Consider the following 15,077-nt stretch of genomic DNA (forward strand, 5'->3'; position numbering starts at 1 on the left):
CGTGGGACAGAAAGGCGCCGGCCATGCTCGTCACCACCGAACTGCAGACCGACCCGATCCGCGTCTCCAGCTACCGCTGCGACGCGGGCCCCGACGCGCAGCCCTTCACCGAGCTGCACGAGGGCTATTCGGTCTCGTATGTGCGCAAGGGCAGCTTCGGCTACCGCACGCGCGGCCATGCCTACGAGCTGGTCGCCGGCTCCGTGTTGGTCGGCTGCCCGGGCGACGAATATGTCTGCACGCACGATCACCACGTCTGCGGCGACGAGTGCCTGGCCTTTCACCTGTCGCCGGGTTTCGTTGACCTGATCGGCGGCGACCAGAAAACCTGGCGCACCGGCGGCCTGCCGCCCCTGGCCGAGCTCGTGGTCATCGGCGAGCTCGCGCAGGCTGCGGCCGATGGGCAGAGCGACGTGGGCCTGGATGAGCTGGGCATGTGGTTCGCGAGCCGTTTCGTCGAAGTCGTGTCCGATCAGACCAAGCCCAAGACCGCGCCCGTCGCTGTGGCACGTGATCGCCGCCGCGCGGTCGATGCCGCGATGTGGATCGACGCCCACTCGCAGCACGACATAGGCCTCGACAGCGCGGCTGCCGAGGCTGGCCTGAGCTCCTTCCATTTCCTGCGGCTGTTCTCGCAGGTGCTGGGCGTCACGCCGCACCAGTACCTCGTGCGCTCGCGCCTCCGGCACGCCGCGCGCCTGCTGGCCGACGACGACAGCCGCCCCGTGACCGAGGTCGCGCTCGACGTGGGCTTTGCCGACCTCAGCAATTTCGTGCGCACCTTTCACCGCGCCGCTGGTGTATCGCCGGGCAGCTTCCGCAAGGCGGCACAGGGCGACCGCAAGATTTTCCAAGACCGCATTGCCGCGCTCTTCCATGATGACCGCCTGATCCATCCATCGAGCAGGAAGCCATCATGTACGACCACATCGGACTGAAAGTCAAAGACCTCGCCGCGAGCCGCCGCTTCTACGAAGCCGCGCTCGCGCCGCTCGGCCATGTGCCGGGCCCGCATGACGACAGCTATGCGGGCATCGGCCCGGCTGACGAGCCCGCGCTGTGGCTCTACGCGGCCAAGGGCGCGAAAGGGCCCGGCACCCACATCGCCTTCCGCGCGCCGAACCATGAGGCCGTGGCGGCCTTTCACAAGGCCGGCCTGAAAGCAGGCGGCACCGACAACGGCGGCGCGGGCCCGCGGCCGGACTACAGCCCGACCTACTACGCGGCCTTTCTCATCGACCCCGACGGCAACAACGTCGAAGCTGTCTGCCCCTGAAGCGAGGTTTGCCATGGCTACGGTCTACAAGGAATTCATCGTCGAGGCGGATGCAGCCCATGTGTGGGACGCGCTGCGCGACTTCGGCGCGGTGCATACGCGGCTCGCGCCGGGCTTTCTCACCGGCTGCACGATCGACGCCGAGGGTGCCCGCATCCTCACCTTCGCCAACGGGCTTGTCGCGCGCGAGGTGCTGGTAGGCATCGACGACGCTCATCGCCGGTTGGCCTACACCGTCACCGGTGGACAGGCCGCGCATCACCACGCAACGGCGCAGGTGTTCGAGGAAGGTGCGGGTCGTTCGCGCTTCGTCTGGATCACCGACGTGCTGCCCGACGCCATGGCGGCCTACATCGGGCCGATGATGGAGCAGGGCGGTGCGGCCATGAAGGCCACGCTCGAAGGGCGTACCGTTTCGGCGGCCGCCTAGAAATCTTCCAGCGGCAGGCCGACGTAGTTCTCCGCCAGCGCGGTGGAGGCAGCGGTCGAATGCACCAGGTAGTCGAGCTCGGCCTCCTGGATCTTCTGGCCGAAGGCGCCCGTTTCCGGAAATTGGTGCATCAGAGAGGTGAACCACCACGAGAAGCGCTCGGCCTTCCAGACGCGGCGCAGGCAGAGGTCGGAGTAGCGGTCCAGCGCCGAGGCCGACTTCTCGCTGTAGAAGATCTCGAAAGCGCGCGAGAGATAGCCCACGTCGGCAGTTGCCAGGTTCAGCCCCTTGGCGCCCGTCGGCGGCACGATGTGCGCTGCGTCACCCGCCAGGAACAGCGAACCGAAGCGCATCGGCTCGGCGACGAAGCTGCGCAGCGGTGCAATGCTTTTCTCGAGTGAAGGTCCCGTCACCAGCCGTTCGCGCGCTTCGGGGTCGAGGCGCGCGCGCAGTTCGTTCCAGAAGGCCTCGTCGCTCCAGTTCTCCACGCGCTCTTCGGTGGGCACCTGCACGTAGTAGCGGCTGCGCGTGGCGCTGCGCATGCTGCACAGCGCGAAGCCGCGTTCGGTGTTGGCGTAGATCAGCTCGTGCGACACCGGCGGCACGTCGGCCAGCACGCCGAGCCAGCCGAAGGGGTAGACCTTCTCGTAGGTGTGGATTGCATCGGCCGGCACGCTCGCGCGGCTCACGCCGTGGTAGCCGTCGCAGCCGGCGATGAAGTCGCATTCGATCTCGTGCGTCTGGCCGTCTTTCTCGTAGCGCACGCGCGGCTTGCCCGAATCGAAGTCATGCAGGCTGACATTCGCCGCGCTGTAGATGGTGGTGAGCCCCTCGGCCGTGCGCGCTTCCATCAGGTCGCGCGTCACTTCGGTCTGGCCGTACACCGTGACCTGCTTGCCGCCCGTGAGGCCGTGCATGTCGATGCGATGGCGCGCACCCTTGAACAGCAGCTCGATGCCTTCGTGCGGCAGCCCTTCGGCCTTGGCACGGGCGTCGACGCCGGCACGCGCCAGCAGGTCCATCGTGACCTGTTCCAGCACGCCGGCGCGAATGCGGCCCAGCACGTAGTCGCCGCTCTGGCGTTCGACGATGACGTTGTTGATGCCAGCCTTGTGCAGAAGCTGCCCGAGCAGTAGGCCGGCGGGGCCGGCGCCGATGATCGCGACCTGGGTGCGCATGTTCGTGTCTCCGAGAGGGTTTCGTGGAGCGTAGGCCGCATGCGGGCGTCTGTGGCGGTGGCTCGCGAGGCTCTGTGCGATCATGCGAACGCGTGCGCGATGATCGCGCAACACTTCGACCGGACGACTAACCACCGACGCATGACCATCGCCAAAGCCGACTTCATCGAGGGCATCGCCAAGGGGATGGCGGTGCTCGAAAGCTTCGATACCGAGCGCCAGCGCCTCAATGCCACGCTGGCCGCCGAGCGTGCGGGCCTCACGCGCGCAGCGGCCCGCCGGCATCTGCTGACGCTGGCTCACCTGGGCTATCTGGAAACCGACGGCAGCTATTTCTGGATGGCGCCTAAGGTGCTGCGCTTCTCGGGCAGCTATCTCGCATCGTCGCGCCTGCCACGCGCGCTGCAGCCTACGCTGAACCGGCTTGCGGCGCAGACCGGCGAGTCGTTCTCGGCGGTGGTGCTCGACGGGGAAGAGGTGGTCATCGTCGCGCGCAGCGGCAGCTATGGCACGCCAACGCGCGTGCTGGCCTATGGCCTGCACCTCGGTGCGCGGCTGCCTGCGCATGCCACCTCCACCGGCCGTGTCCTGCTGGCGGCGCTGGCGCCGACCCAGTTCACGCAATGGCTCAAGGGCCGTCACCTTGCGCGGCTCACGCCCAACACAGTGACGCAGGCGCGCGGCCTGCGGCAGCTGATTGCCCGCGCGCGCAAGGACGACTATTGTTTTGCCAGCGAGGAGCACGAGCTCGGCGTGCAGGCGCTGGCGGTGCCGCTGCGCGACATGCAGGGCCACACGGTGGCCGCGCTCAATGTGGTGCTGTCGGGCACGCGCTATCAGGAAGAGACCCTGCAGCGGGACATGCTGCCGCTGCTCTTCGAGGCCGCACGCGAAGTCCGCTCGTTGCTCTGATCTGAACTTTGGCCGTGGCCCGCGCCTCGAACCCCCGAAACGGACACAACCATGCGACTCCTCCTTCTAGAAGACGACGTGATGATCGGCGAGGCTGTACTCGACCTGCTGCGCGCCGAACAGTACGCGGTGGACTGGGTAAAAGACGGCGAAGCCGCCGAATCCGCCCTGCGCACCCAGCAATACGACCTCGTGATGCTCGACCTCGGCGTGCCGCGGCGCGACGGGCTCGAGGTGCTGCGCAACCTGCGCGCGCGCAAGCAACGCATGCCGGTGCTGATCGCCACCGCGCGCGACTCGGTGCAGCAGCGCATCGAAGGCCTCGACGCAGGCGCCGACGACTACGTACTCAAGCCCTACGACCTCGACGAACTGCTGGCCCGCATCCGCGCCTTGTTGCGCCGCGCGGCCGGGCGCGCCGAGCCGGTGTACGAGCACATGGGCGTGAGCATCAACCCGGCCACGCGCGAGGTCACCGTGGCCGGCCAGCCGGTGGTGCTGTCGGCGCGTGAATGGGCTGTGCTGGAGCCCCTGCTCGCGCGGCCCGGCATGGTGCTGTCGCGTGCCCAGCTCGAGGAAAAGCTCTACAGCTGGAAGGACGAGATCAGCAGCAACGCGGTCGAGGTCTATGTGCACGGCCTGCGCAAGAAGCTCGGCGCCGAATTGATCCGCAACGTGCGAGGCGTCGGCTACATGGTGCCGAAGGTATGAGGAGGGCGCTGACCGGATCGCTGCGCGCACGGCTGCTTTGGTTCCTGCTGGCGGCCATCGTGCTCGCCGCGGGGGCGCAGGCGCTGGTGGCCTACCGCACGGTGCTCGCCGAGGCCGACGACATCTTCGACTACCACATGCAGCAGATGGCGCTTTCGTTGCGCGCAGGCCTGCCGCCGAGTGCGGCGGTAGGCGGCATCGGCACCGGCGAGCAGAATTTCGATTTCGTCGTGCAGGTGTGGACCGCCGAAGGCGTGCGTATCTTCGAATCCGCCGAAGAGGCCGCGCTGCCGCAGCTAGCGGTGCTGGGCTTTGCAGACGTGCACGCGCGCGGCACCACCTACCGCGTGTTCTCGATGCAGACGCGCGGGCTGGTGATCCAGGTGGCGCAGGACATGGCGGCGCGGCGCCACATGGCCGGCACGCTGGCCTTGCGCACCATCGCGCCGGTGGCGCTGATGGCGCCGCTGCTGATGCTGGTCGTGTGGTGGGTCGTGAGCCGGTCGCTTGCCCCCGTGGCGCGCGTGCGCAAGCAGGTGGCATCGCGCCAGGCAGACGACCTGTCGCCGGTGAGCGAAGAGAACCTGCCCGAGGAGGTGCGCCCGCTGGTGCAGGAGCTGAATCTGCTGTTCGACCGCGTGCGCCATGCCTTCGATGCGCAGAAGCACTTCGTCGCCGATGCGGCGCACGAACTGCGCTCACCGCTGGCCGCGTTGAAGCTGCAGGTGCAGGGCCTGCAGCGCGCGCCCGATGATGCGTCGCGCGACCTCGCCGTGAGCCGCTTGGTGGCGGGCATCGACCGCGCCACGCGGCTCGTCGAGCAGATGCTCGCGCTGGCCCGGCACGAGGCCAGCATGGCGGCCGGTGCGAAGCCCGAGCCGGTCGATCTGTCCGAGGTTGCGCGGCTCGCGGTGTCCGATGCCGTGGCGGCAGCGCAGGCGCGTGGCATCGACATCGGCATCGCGCATGCCGATGCGGCCGTGGTCAACGGCCAGTCAGAGGCCTTGCGCATGCTGCTGCGCAACCTGCTCGAGAACGCGATCAAGTACACGCCCATCGAGGGCCGGGTCGACATCGGCATCACCCGCCAGGGCGACGCGGCCGAGCTCACCGTGGACGACAGCGGGCCGGGCCTGCCGCCCGATGAACGCGAGCGCGTGCTCGACCGCTTCTATCGCTCGGGCGAAACGCAGGCGCCCGGCAGCGGCCTGGGCCTGGCCATCGTCAAGTCGATTGCCGACCTGCATGGGGCAACGGTGGCGCTCGACCAGTCGCCCAGCCTCGGCGGGCTGCGCGTGCTGGTGCGCTTTCCCGCGGACCGGGGCGTTTAAGCGGCGCTTAAGTCAGACCGACGACATTCCTTTCATCGTTTTGGCGCCCAAGCGCCCTGAAAGGAACCGACAAATGAACTCCCGTCTGACTTCGCCCCGCGCCCTGGTGATTGCCCTGGCGAGCGCGGGCGTGATCGGTGCCGTTGGTGCCGGTGCCTACACCAGCGCCCGTGCCGTGGGCACGCCGACCACCAATGCCGCCGCCGTGGCGCCCGCGGCCATGGTCACGCTGCCCGACTTCTCGACCATCACCTCGCGCGACGGCCCGGCCGTGGTCAACATCAGCGTGACCGGCACCATGAAGGCCTCCGACGACGAGGCTGCCGCCGAGATCCAGGGCATCGACCCCGATGACCCGATGTTCCAGTTCTTCCGCCGCTTCCAGGGCCAGATCAACCCGCGCGGCCAGCAACAGCAGCAGCGCGAAGTGCCGGTGCGCGCGCAGGGCTCGGGCTTCATCGTCGACCCCAGCGGCATCATCATCACCAATGCCCACGTCGTGAAGGACGCGAAGGAAGTCACCGTCAAGCTGACCGACCGCCGCGAATTCCGAGCGAAGGTGCTCGGCGCCGACGCCAAGACCGACATTGCGGTGCTCAAGATCGACGCCAAGAACCTGCCCGTGCTCGCGCTCGGCAACACCAAGGACCTGAAGGTCGGCGAATGGGTGCTGGCCATCGGCTCGCCCTTCGGCTTCGAGAACACCGTGACGGCCGGCGTGGTGAGCGCCAAGGGCCGCTCGCTGCCCGACGACAGCTACGTGCCCTTCATCCAGACCGACGTGGCCGTGAACCCTGGCAACTCCGGCGGGCCGCTGCTCAACACGCGTGGCGAAGTGGTCGGCATCAACTCGCAGATCTACAGCCGCAGCGGCGGCTACCAGGGCGTGTCGTTCGCCATTCCGATCGACGTGGCGATCCAGGTGAAGGACCAGATCGTCGCGACCGGCAAGGCCACGCACGGCCGGCTCGGCGTGGCGGTGCAGGAAGTGAACCAGGCCTTTGCCGACTCGTTCAAGCTCGACAAGCCCGAAGGCGCGCTGGTCTCGAACATCGAGAAGGGCGGCCCTGGCGACAAGGCGGGCCTGAAGGCGGGCGACGTGATCCGCAAGGTCGACGGCCAGGCCATCGTGTCCTCGGGCGACCTGCCCGCAGTGATCGGCCAGCAGGCGCCGGGCAAGAGGGTCACGCTCGAAGTGTGGCGCCAGGGCGAACGCCAGGAATTGCAGGCCAAGCTCGGCGACGCGAGCGAGAAGCCCGCCAAGGTCGCGAAGGCCGATGCCGACGTGGGGCAGGGCAAGCTGGGCCTGGCGCTGCGTCCGCTGCAGCCGCAGGAAAAGCGCGAGGCCGCTGTCGAGAACGGGCTGCTGATCGAAGACGCGGCCGGTCCCTCGGCGCAGGCCGGGGTGCAGGCGGGCGACGTGCTGCTGGCCATCAACGGCACGCCGGCACAGAGCGTGGAGCAGGTGCGCGAGGTGGTGGCCAAGGCCAGCAACAAGTCGGTGGCGCTCTTGATCCAGCGCGGCGAAGACAAGATCTTCGTGCCGGTTCGCATCGGCTGATCGAAGGGACGACGGCCCGATGAAGCCGCCAGGCAAGCTGCAGCTGGAAGTGATCCACGAACGCTCGCCGGCCGGCGGCCTCTCGGCGCACATCCTGCCCACGTCGGCCACCATGATCGGCGTGTGCATGACCGTGATGTCGATCGGGCACCTCGGGCCGCGCGACGACATGCGGCTGCTGATCGATCGCCTGCTGGCCGTCGACGCGCTGGTCTTCCTGGCCAGCGCGTTGCTGTCTTTCATCTCGATGCGCGCCCGCAGATCGGGTGCGCGGCTCGAAGCCTGGGGCGAGATGGTCTTCATCGCCGGCCTCGGCCTGCTGGCGCTGGGGGCGGTGACGCTGGCGTTCGCGCTGCGCTGAAAGAAGCTCCTCAGGCCCGTGCGCAGGGCCAGTCGAGCTGCATGCGCGCTCCCCCGGTTGCGGGGTCCACCGTTTCGATCTGCAGCCGCGCGCCGATGGACTGGGCTCGCGCATGCATGTTCGCGATGCCGTGTCCCCTGTGCCCACCACCGGGGGGCGCCGTCGGCAGGCCGCGTCCGTTGTCCGTGAGCACGATGCGCACCAGCGACGGAGTCTCGTCGCCATGCCAGCTCGCATGCATCACGATGCGCGTGGCCGCCGCGTGCTTCAGCACGTTGGTGAAGGCTTCGAGCAGGATGCGCTGCAGCTGCAGGGCCGCCCGCGCGGCGAAGGGCTCCAGCGGCGGAATGACCTCCACGTCCCACACCAGCTCGATGCCGGCTGCGTCGAGCCGCGGCTGCAGGCGGTAGCGCAGGGTGGCCAGCACGGTCGGCAGGTCGTCGTGCGTGGGCTGCAGCGAATCGACGGCCATGCGCATTTCGTCGAGCGCGAGTTTCACGTGCTCCTCGATCACGGCGCGGTCCGGCTTGGCCTGCGTCACCACGTTGAGCAGGCCCACGAGCTGCGAGCCCACGCCGTCGTGGATCTCCCGCATGATGCGCTGGCGCTCCAGCAGCACGGCCTGTTCCTGATTCTGCTGGCGCACGGTTTCGAAGGCGCTGCGCAACTGATCTTCGCGCTCCGCCACGCGGGCCGCGAGGTTGGTGTTGAGCGCGCGGTAGTCGGCCACGGTGCGGCTGTAGCGCTCGACCACGAGGCCGGCCAGGATCATCACGAAGAAGAACATCGCGTGCGCCGTCAGAGTGAAGTCGGCGCCGCCGAAAAGGCCCATGCGCACCAGCAGCAGATCGTGCGCGCCGGCCAGGATGGCCAGCGTGCCCGCCGCCATCAGCACGCCCGCAATGCGCCGCCGATCCACCAGCGCGCCGTACACCACGTAGGGCAGGCAGACGATGCTGGTCAGCTGCAGGACGACCAGGCCGGCGGTCCACAACGAAGGCCGCGCAAAGGCGAAAGAGGCGCAGGCCAGCGTGACCGACAGCGCGAGTGCGGCGTGGATCGAGCGCACCAGCCACGGCGGATTGCGCTCGAGCACCAACAGCACGAAGCGCGCGATCAGCCCGATGTGGCAGGCATAGCAGACCGCCACCACCGCGCCCCACAGCGGCCAGGGGATCGGCACGTCGGGCCATACGCGGTCGAGGTTGCGCGCCACGCCCGAGAGCGCGGCCAGCGCGAAGCAGCCGTAGAGCGCATCGCGCTGGCGCAGCCACAGGCCGCCGGCAATGCCGCCCATCAGCAGCAGGCTGACGGCATACACGATGGCCGAGGTGTTGCGCCAGCTTTGCCGGTCGCGATAGAGCGCCGCGAGCGAGGCCTCGGTGCCGTACTGGACGCTGGCCAGCCCCGCGCCGCGCTGGCGCTGGATGGTCGTGCGCACGACCAGCGACTGCGGCTGGCCCGTACGGTGCAGCACGGCCGGAACCGGGACCAGCAGGTTGCTCTTGGTCGCGTCGTGCTTCGGCACGCCCAGCGTGCCGAAGCTGGCCACCAGCGCGTCGTTGAACGAGATCGCCACCTGGTTGCCCGCGCCCGACATCAGCAGGGCCGCGGGTTCATCGCCCGGCACTGCGGCGGCAGGCAGGTCGATGCGGTAGGTCGCCTTGCCCCCGAGGCCGGGAAACTCGTGGTCCCAGCGAAAGGGCAGCTGCACCCAGCGCCTCTGCGCAGGCAGGCCATCAGGTTCGAGCGTGGCCTCGGCCGAGCTTATGTCGATGGTGGAGCCGGGCGTCCCGGCGGCATGGGCGTGGACGCCCGCCAGCGCAAGCCACAGGCACAGCAGCGCCGCAAAGAGCTGGCGATGAATGCCGCCGGCCACACTAGGGAAGCCAACCGAGGTTGCGCGCCTCGAACACCGCTTCCGATTTGTTGTGCACATCCAGCTTGCCGTAGATATTGCGGATATGGGTTTGGACCGTCGACGCCGAGACTCCCATCTGCGTTCCGACTTCGACATAGGTGAAACCACGAGAGACCAGGTCGAGCACCTCGAACTCGCGTGGCGACAGGCGTTCGGGAGCGATCGTCGAAGCGCTCGGTGCGGTGCTGGCGGGCTTGGCGGCAGCGGGTTGCTGTTGCCGTGGCGCTCCGCCCGAATGAGCCTGCCAGCGCCGCAGCAGCTTGCGCGCGATCACCGGCGACATCGGCGAGCCGCCGGCGCGCAGGTGGCGGATGTGGGTGGCGAGGTCGGCCTCGGTGCCGTCCTTCAGCAGGTAGCCGCTGGCGCCGGCCTCGAAGGCCTGGACCATGTTGGCCTCGTCGCCGAAGATCGACAGCACCATCACCGCGCAGGCCGGCTGCATGTTGCGGCACTGGCTGATCACCTGCAGCCCGGGGCGGTCGGGCAGGCCGAGGTCGACCAGCAGCACGTCGATGGGGTTGTCGACCAGCCAGCCGAGGATGTCGGCGGCGTTGGAGGCGCTGTAGGCCAGGCTCAGCGACGGGTCGGCATCGACCACGCGCGAGATGCGCTCGCGCATGCCGGTGTCGTCTTCGACGAGGGCAACCTGTGTTTCTGCGGTCATGCTTGCGCCGGCCCGGGGAGGCTGTATGCGCTCATGCAGGACGTGGGGGCGAGGCGCATGGAGAAGGCTCTGGGTTGCTGCTGGATGGCGCAAAGAGTAGAGGGCGGCCCACGTGCCGCCCATCCTATATACGGGGGAGGCGGCCCACCGCTTTCCGTGGCTTGCGCGCAGCCTTGCCGAGCCGCTCGGCCACGAGCGCCAGGTGCTCGACCAGTTCCTTCGGCGATTCGACCTCGAAGTCATGCGGCAGGCAGCCAAGCCAGACGGCCAGCGCGTCGAGCGAATTGGCGCCGGTGGCGATGCGCGTAGAGCCTTCGTCGATGGCCTGCGGCGTGCCACTGACCCAGCCGAGGTACGGCTCGAGCGCCTTGGCAGATGCATGCACCACGACCTGCGCATGGTGCAGATAGGGCGACACCTGCAGCGCGTGTTCCATGTAGGCCGCGACGTCGCCGTGGGGCAGTCGGCGCGGCGTGAATTGGGCACCGGTGGGCGCGAGTTCGACGATGCGGTCGAGGCGGAAGGTGCGCCAGTCCTGCCGCGTCGTGTCCCAGGCCAGCAGGTACCAGCGCTGCCCCGTCTGCACCACGCGATGCGGCTCCACCGTACGTTCGGTGACGGCGTCGTGGTGATCGCGGTAGCCGAAGCGCAGCTCGAACCGGTCGGTGCAGGCTTCGGCAAGCAAGGACACGGCCTTCAGCCGCACGGACGACTTGCCGCGGATAACCGGCACCACCGACGCGCGCACGCTGTCGAGCCGACGGCGCAGGCGCGGCGGCATCAGCTGTTCGAGCTTGGCCAGCGCGCGCATCGAGGCGTTCTCGATGTCGCCCGCGGCGCCGACCGGGTTGCCCAGGCCGAGCGCGACGGCGATGGCTTCTTCGTCCTCCAGCAGCAGTGGGGGAAGGGCAGTGCCCGCGCCCAGCCGGTAGCCGCCTGCCACGCCGGAGGTGGAATCGACCGTGTAGCCGAGGCTGCGCAGGCGGTCCACGTCGCGGCGCAAGGTGCGCTCGGTGATTTCGAGCCGGGCGGCGAGTTCGGCGCCCGTCCAGGAGCGTTGTGCCTGGAACAACGAAAGAAGCCGGATCAGGCGTGCAGAGGCAGACAGCATGTGCGCATGATGCCCGCGATCGAGGACAGAATCTGTCCGCAATGGGTCGTAGCCTTGGCTTTCATCTCAACCCCGGGACACAGACCCATGAAGAAGACATACAACGGCAGCTGCCATTGCGGCAAGGTTCGCTTCCAGGCCCTGATCGATCTCGCCGAGGGCACGGGCAAATGCAATTGCTCGATCTGCACCAAGGCCCGCGCATGGGGCGCGATCGTGAAGCCGGAGGCCTTCACGCTGCTGTCGGGAGAAGAAGACTTGTCGCTGTACCAGTTCAACACGCACAGCACCGAGCACCTGTTCTGCAGGCACTGTGGCATCCGGTCGTTCGGGCGTGGCAATGTGCCCGAGATCGGTGGTGCCTACGTCAGCGTGAACGTGAGCTGCCTGGACGACGTCACGCCGCAAGAGCTGTCGGCGGCACCCGTCCGGTACATGGACGGGCGCAACAACAACTGGTTCGAGCCGCCGGCCGAAACGCGCTACCTCTGAACGAGGCAGGCCGGCCGGCGATCTGCGCTACTGCGCCTGCTTGCTGCTGCGGCGCTGCTGCTTTGCTGCTCCCGGCGCCGAGGTTTGCGAGGGCGCCGCACCGCCGTCCACACCCAGGCGGCCGCCACCGCCGAGGCCCTGGCCGCGCACCGTCTGCGCCTTGTAGTTGCGCAGCGAACGGACCATCTGGTTGAACGCGTCCATGAAGGCCGCGGCAATCACCTTGCCCTGCGGCGTGCGCGTGTAGCCACCAATGCCGCCCGCGGCGGAAAGGCCGCCCAGGCCCGCAAAGCCCGCGAAGTCGGTCTTGGAGGCGCTGCCTTCGGCGGCCGCAACCTGCACGCCAGAGCGGTTGTCGATGAGGGTCAGCAGCGCGCTGGCTTCCTTGGTCTGCATGCTCGCGCCGAGCTGGGCAATGGCGCGGCCGCGGCCGCCACCTACCAGGCCGCCAAGAGCGCCACCCAGGCCGCCGGCGTCGCTGTTGCTGAAGACGATCTCGGGCGACAGGCCGTAGTCCGAAGCCACCATCTGGCCGCGACCGAAGTTGCTGCCGCCGCGCATCTCGCCCGACTGCATCAGCGCGCGCTCGCGCGTCATGGCGTTCATGCCGGCTGCACCGCGCTCGACCACCACGAAGCAGTTCGATTGCTGCACCAGCAGGCGCAGCAGGTTGGCAGTGGGAGGCAGCTTGTATTCGCCGGTGAGGATGGTGTACCAGCCCGCATTCACGTTCTCGATCAGCGAGACCGTGCCGAGCGGCGAATCGCAGCGCTCGAGCTGGCTGCTTTCGCCGGAGGTTGCGCTGCCTGCGGCGCTGCCGGTGGCCACGGTCTTGGCCGATTGGCTGCCCATTTGCATGTCCATGGTCTGGCAGCCTGAAAGGGCCAGCAGGCCCGCGAGTGCACTTGCGAGAGAGAGTTTGGAAAAAGCCATGTCCGATCTGTCAGGTGAAAAGAATGAGATGCGCCCGGTGCGGACGTCGCTTGATCAAGACCGAAGATGGAATTGCCATGGCCTGTACGACCTCCCGATTCGACGCACCGCCGGCGACCGCGCGAACATACATTCCGCGTGTCCGGTGCACCAGTGCCGAAAGTCATGGGCATGCGGGCGTGGCCCACCCGACAGCTACAGTCGGGCCTTCACTCCGAGGAGCTTTCAGATGGCAACCAAGAAGAACGTCGTTGGAGAAGCGGCAGCTGAACTGACCCGCCAGCAGGTGCAGCAAGCCCTGGCCATCGCAGGGGCCTCGAACTTCGCCGGAGCCGCCGACCCGGCTTTCGTCGGCTCCATCCTGGTGGCCTTGGCCGTCAACACGAGCGCTGTGAGCGCGACCATCGACAGCGCAAAGGACCGCACCAGCGTCGTCATGAAGCACTGATCGACCGACCTGGAGGCACGGGCATCGTCAACGCGTGTATTCGCCGTTGGCCTCCGGCTGGAACAGCACAGCGACCACGCGCGCCGCGCCTTCCGCGCCGTTGGGCATCTGCCAGCGTGCGAGCGTGCCCGTTCTCACGCCCAGCAGGCCGATGCCTACGGGCGACAGCACCGAGACGAAGCCCTCACCCGGCTGCGCGTCGCCGGGGTAGCAGAGGGTGATCTTCTGCCGCTGGTGCGTGGCAGGGTCTTCCACCTCCACCTGGGAATTCATCGTCACGATGTCCGGAGGTACCTCGCGCGAGGGCAGCACGTCCGCCGCATCGAGAAGCTCGGTGAGCGCGGGAGGAAGCTGCTGGCCCGGCAGTTTGCCGAGACGGACGAAGTCGAGTTCGGTGAGCGTGCGCTCCCCGTGAATGGTTGCAAGCATGAAGCACTCCAGTTGAATGCGACCTCGCCCTGTGCAGGAGAGCGGGCGAAGTCGCTGCCGCGCGGCGGGTGCCCGGCGGTCAATGGTTCGCGCATCAGGAAGGAAGGTAGCGGACCGCCGGGCTCAGGAAAGTGCGGAGGTGTGTCGCAAGACCGCCGTGGTCGCCGCAGCGGCAACACCCGCACGACGGCTGGCCACTACCTGGGGCAGGGCTGCGCGTGCAGGGTGTTTGCGGTACACGGACGAGGGGGCCATCCGGACGAGTGTAGGGACGTGCTGCGAGACCATCAAGCAATGGCCTCACGTGCCTTGCCGGTAAGCGCGATGTGGGCCAAGGTGTTGTCTGAGAAAAGCCGGCACCTGCGACAAGGTCACGAAGCGCTCGCGCGGCGGATGGGAATCAGCAGATCGGTGCGCAGTTCGGACGGCGAGACCTTGCGGGACGAGTTCAGGTAGTGCTCCAGCGTGGGCCGGTCGTCCGGCTCGTAGCCGCTGGCCGGCAGCCACCGGACATAGAGGGCGCGCACGGCCGCGTTGATCTGGGAGTAGGGGCCGGCCAGGCGGTGCACGGCGTAGCAGCCACCGGGAATGTCGAGCATCTGGACCTCGGCGTCTTCCGGCCAAGGGTCGGGCGAGGCGACGGCGGCGTAGTACCTGAAGCTGGCCGAGTCTTCGGGTTCGTTGAACGAGGCGCCCCACCGGTCCGAGATGACTCGCCCACCGGCCTGCAGGCGCAGCCGCCGATGGGTATGGGGAATGGTCGCGAATGACCCCTGGTGCCGCAGCGCGTGCAGCCGCTGCGCCGGGCACTCGACGATCCGCACGGCCGGTGCAGCGCCTTCGTTGTTCTCACCGGAACGCGGCAGCGCATCGACGTCGAGGATCGCCCGCGCCATCTGCTGCTGGAATGCGCGTGGCGACTGTCCGGTGAACTGGCCGAAGGCGCGCGTGAAGGCTTGCGGGCTCTCGTAGCCCACGGCCAGCGCGACCTGCGTGACGCTCTGGGTACCGCCTTCCAGCAGGCGGGTGGCGAGCGCCAGCCGCACGCGGCGGACCGTGGCGGCCACCGTTTCGCCGGCCACGCTTGCGTAGACACGGTGAAAGTGAAAGGGCGAGAAGTGCGCGAGCCGCGCGAGGTCTTCGAGCCGGTGATCGGCCATCGGGTCCGCGACGATGGCCGCGACCGCGCGCGCCACGCGGGCCCGGTAGTCCTGCTCGGTTCGACGGCTTTCCATGCGCGGGAGTTTGCGCGCTTCGTCGGGCTTGCGCTTAGCCGATTTTGCGCACATCGCATGCCGGCCAAAGAAAAAGCCCGCTGT

At 68.3% G+C, this 15,077-nt stretch carries 17 protein-coding genes; 10 read left to right on the forward strand and 7 right to left on the reverse strand.

The window, feature by feature from the left end:
- The first annotated feature begins 23 nt into the window (after positions 1-23).
- Genes BLV60_RS11445 through BLV60_RS11455 form a run of 3 tightly spaced genes read left to right on the forward strand, consistent with a single transcriptional unit; the run spans position 24 to position 1,706 of the window.
- A complete protein-coding gene (locus tag BLV60_RS11445; RefSeq protein ID WP_093054444.1) occupies positions 24-938 on the forward strand; it encodes a helix-turn-helix domain-containing protein in 915 nt (304 codons plus the stop codon).
- The gene (locus BLV60_RS11450) at positions 917-1,276 is read left to right on the forward strand and encodes a VOC family protein (RefSeq protein ID WP_093054451.1); all 360 of its coding nucleotides are present in this window, start codon (positions 917-919) and stop codon (positions 1,274-1,276) included. Before BLV60_RS11445 ends, BLV60_RS11450 begins: the two co-directional genes overlap by 22 nt.
- Positions 1,277-1,289: 13 nt before the next feature.
- Positions 1,290-1,706 (forward strand): SRPBCC family protein, encoded by a 417-nt coding sequence (locus BLV60_RS11455; RefSeq protein ID WP_093054453.1) that lies wholly within the window; start codon positions 1,290-1,292, stop codon positions 1,704-1,706.
- On the opposite strand, the gene pobA is transcribed toward BLV60_RS11455, so the two are convergent.
- A complete protein-coding gene (pobA, locus tag BLV60_RS11460) occupies positions 1,703-2,884 on the reverse strand; it encodes a 4-hydroxybenzoate 3-monooxygenase (RefSeq protein WP_093054455.1) in 1,182 nt (393 codons plus the stop codon). The two genes, BLV60_RS11455 and pobA, sit on opposite strands and share 4 nt — an antisense overlap.
- A 141-nt stretch (positions 2,885-3,025) precedes the next feature.
- Between pobA and BLV60_RS11465 the strand changes: the two genes are divergently transcribed.
- The 5 genes from BLV60_RS11465 to BLV60_RS11485 all read left to right on the forward strand — a co-directional run bounded on the left by BLV60_RS11465 (position 3,026) and on the right by BLV60_RS11485 (position 7,760).
- Complete coding sequence (locus BLV60_RS11465; RefSeq protein WP_093054457.1) at positions 3,026-3,796, forward strand: IclR family transcriptional regulator domain-containing protein; 771 nt, start codon at positions 3,026-3,028, stop codon at positions 3,794-3,796.
- A 51-nt stretch (positions 3,797-3,847) separates the two neighbouring features.
- Positions 3,848-4,507: a response regulator gene (locus BLV60_RS11470; protein ID WP_093054459.1), complete on the forward strand. Its 660-nt coding sequence runs from the start codon at positions 3,848-3,850 to the stop codon at positions 4,505-4,507.
- On the forward strand, positions 4,504-5,838 hold the full coding sequence (locus BLV60_RS11475; protein WP_093054461.1) for an ATP-binding protein: 1,335 nt from the start codon (positions 4,504-4,506) through the stop codon (positions 5,836-5,838). The genes BLV60_RS11470 and BLV60_RS11475 overlap by 4 nt, the downstream gene beginning before the upstream one ends.
- Positions 5,839-5,911: 73 nt before the next feature.
- Complete coding sequence (locus BLV60_RS11480; RefSeq protein WP_093054463.1) at positions 5,912-7,399, forward strand: DegQ family serine endoprotease; 1,488 nt, start codon at positions 5,912-5,914, stop codon at positions 7,397-7,399.
- A gap of 19 nt (positions 7,400-7,418) precedes the next feature.
- Complete coding sequence (locus BLV60_RS11485) at positions 7,419-7,760, forward strand: hypothetical protein (protein WP_093054465.1); 342 nt, start codon at positions 7,419-7,421, stop codon at positions 7,758-7,760.
- A 10-nt stretch (positions 7,761-7,770) separates the two neighbouring features.
- Here the strand turns inward: BLV60_RS11485 and BLV60_RS11490 are convergent, their stop codons facing one another.
- The 3 genes from BLV60_RS11490 to BLV60_RS11500 all read right to left on the reverse strand — a co-directional run bounded on the left by BLV60_RS11490 (position 7,771) and on the right by BLV60_RS11500 (position 11,456).
- Positions 7,771-9,639, reverse strand: a complete 1,869-nt coding sequence (locus BLV60_RS11490) for a sensor histidine kinase (protein WP_256328981.1) — start codon at positions 9,637-9,639, stop codon at positions 7,771-7,773.
- 1 nt (position 9,640) lies between these two features.
- Positions 9,641-10,345, reverse strand: coding sequence for a response regulator transcription factor (locus BLV60_RS11495; RefSeq protein WP_093054469.1), 705 nt, complete (start codon positions 10,343-10,345; stop codon positions 9,641-9,643).
- Positions 10,346-10,469: 124 nt separating this feature from the next.
- The gene (locus tag BLV60_RS11500) at positions 10,470-11,456 is read right to left on the reverse strand and encodes a helix-turn-helix transcriptional regulator (RefSeq protein ID WP_093054471.1); all 987 of its coding nucleotides are present in this window, start codon (positions 11,454-11,456) and stop codon (positions 10,470-10,472) included.
- 87 nt (positions 11,457-11,543) lie between these two features.
- On the opposite strand from BLV60_RS11500, the gene BLV60_RS11505 reads away from it, so the two are divergent.
- Complete coding sequence (locus tag BLV60_RS11505; RefSeq protein WP_093054473.1) at positions 11,544-11,948, forward strand: GFA family protein; 405 nt, start codon at positions 11,544-11,546, stop codon at positions 11,946-11,948.
- Between the two features lie 27 nt (positions 11,949-11,975).
- On the opposite strand, the gene BLV60_RS11510 is transcribed toward BLV60_RS11505, so the two are convergent.
- Positions 11,976-12,881 carry a CsgG/HfaB family protein gene (locus BLV60_RS11510; RefSeq protein ID WP_093054475.1) on the reverse strand — a complete coding sequence of 302 codons (906 nt, stop codon included), beginning with the start codon at positions 12,879-12,881 and terminating at the stop codon, positions 11,976-11,978.
- Positions 12,882-13,110: 229 nt separating this feature from the next.
- Here BLV60_RS11510 and BLV60_RS11515 point away from each other — a divergent pair, with 229 nt between their 5' ends.
- The gene (locus BLV60_RS11515) at positions 13,111-13,329 is read left to right on the forward strand and encodes a hypothetical protein (RefSeq protein ID WP_093054477.1); all 219 of its coding nucleotides are present in this window, start codon (positions 13,111-13,113) and stop codon (positions 13,327-13,329) included.
- Between the two features lie 27 nt (positions 13,330-13,356).
- Here the strand turns inward: BLV60_RS11515 and BLV60_RS11520 are convergent, their stop codons facing one another.
- Both BLV60_RS11520 and BLV60_RS11525 read right to left on the reverse strand, forming a co-directional pair.
- Positions 13,357-13,758: a GreA/GreB family elongation factor gene (locus BLV60_RS11520; protein WP_093054479.1), complete on the reverse strand. Its 402-nt coding sequence runs from the start codon at positions 13,756-13,758 to the stop codon at positions 13,357-13,359.
- Between the two features lie 371 nt (positions 13,759-14,129).
- Positions 14,130-14,993 (reverse strand): AraC family transcriptional regulator, encoded by an 864-nt coding sequence (locus BLV60_RS11525; protein WP_093054926.1) that lies wholly within the window; start codon positions 14,991-14,993, stop codon positions 14,130-14,132.
- Positions 14,994-15,077 lie beyond the last annotated feature (84 nt).

This window comes from Variovorax sp. YR634 (genome assembly GCF_900106655.1).
Taxonomy (GTDB): domain Bacteria; phylum Pseudomonadota; class Gammaproteobacteria; order Burkholderiales; family Burkholderiaceae_C; genus Variovorax.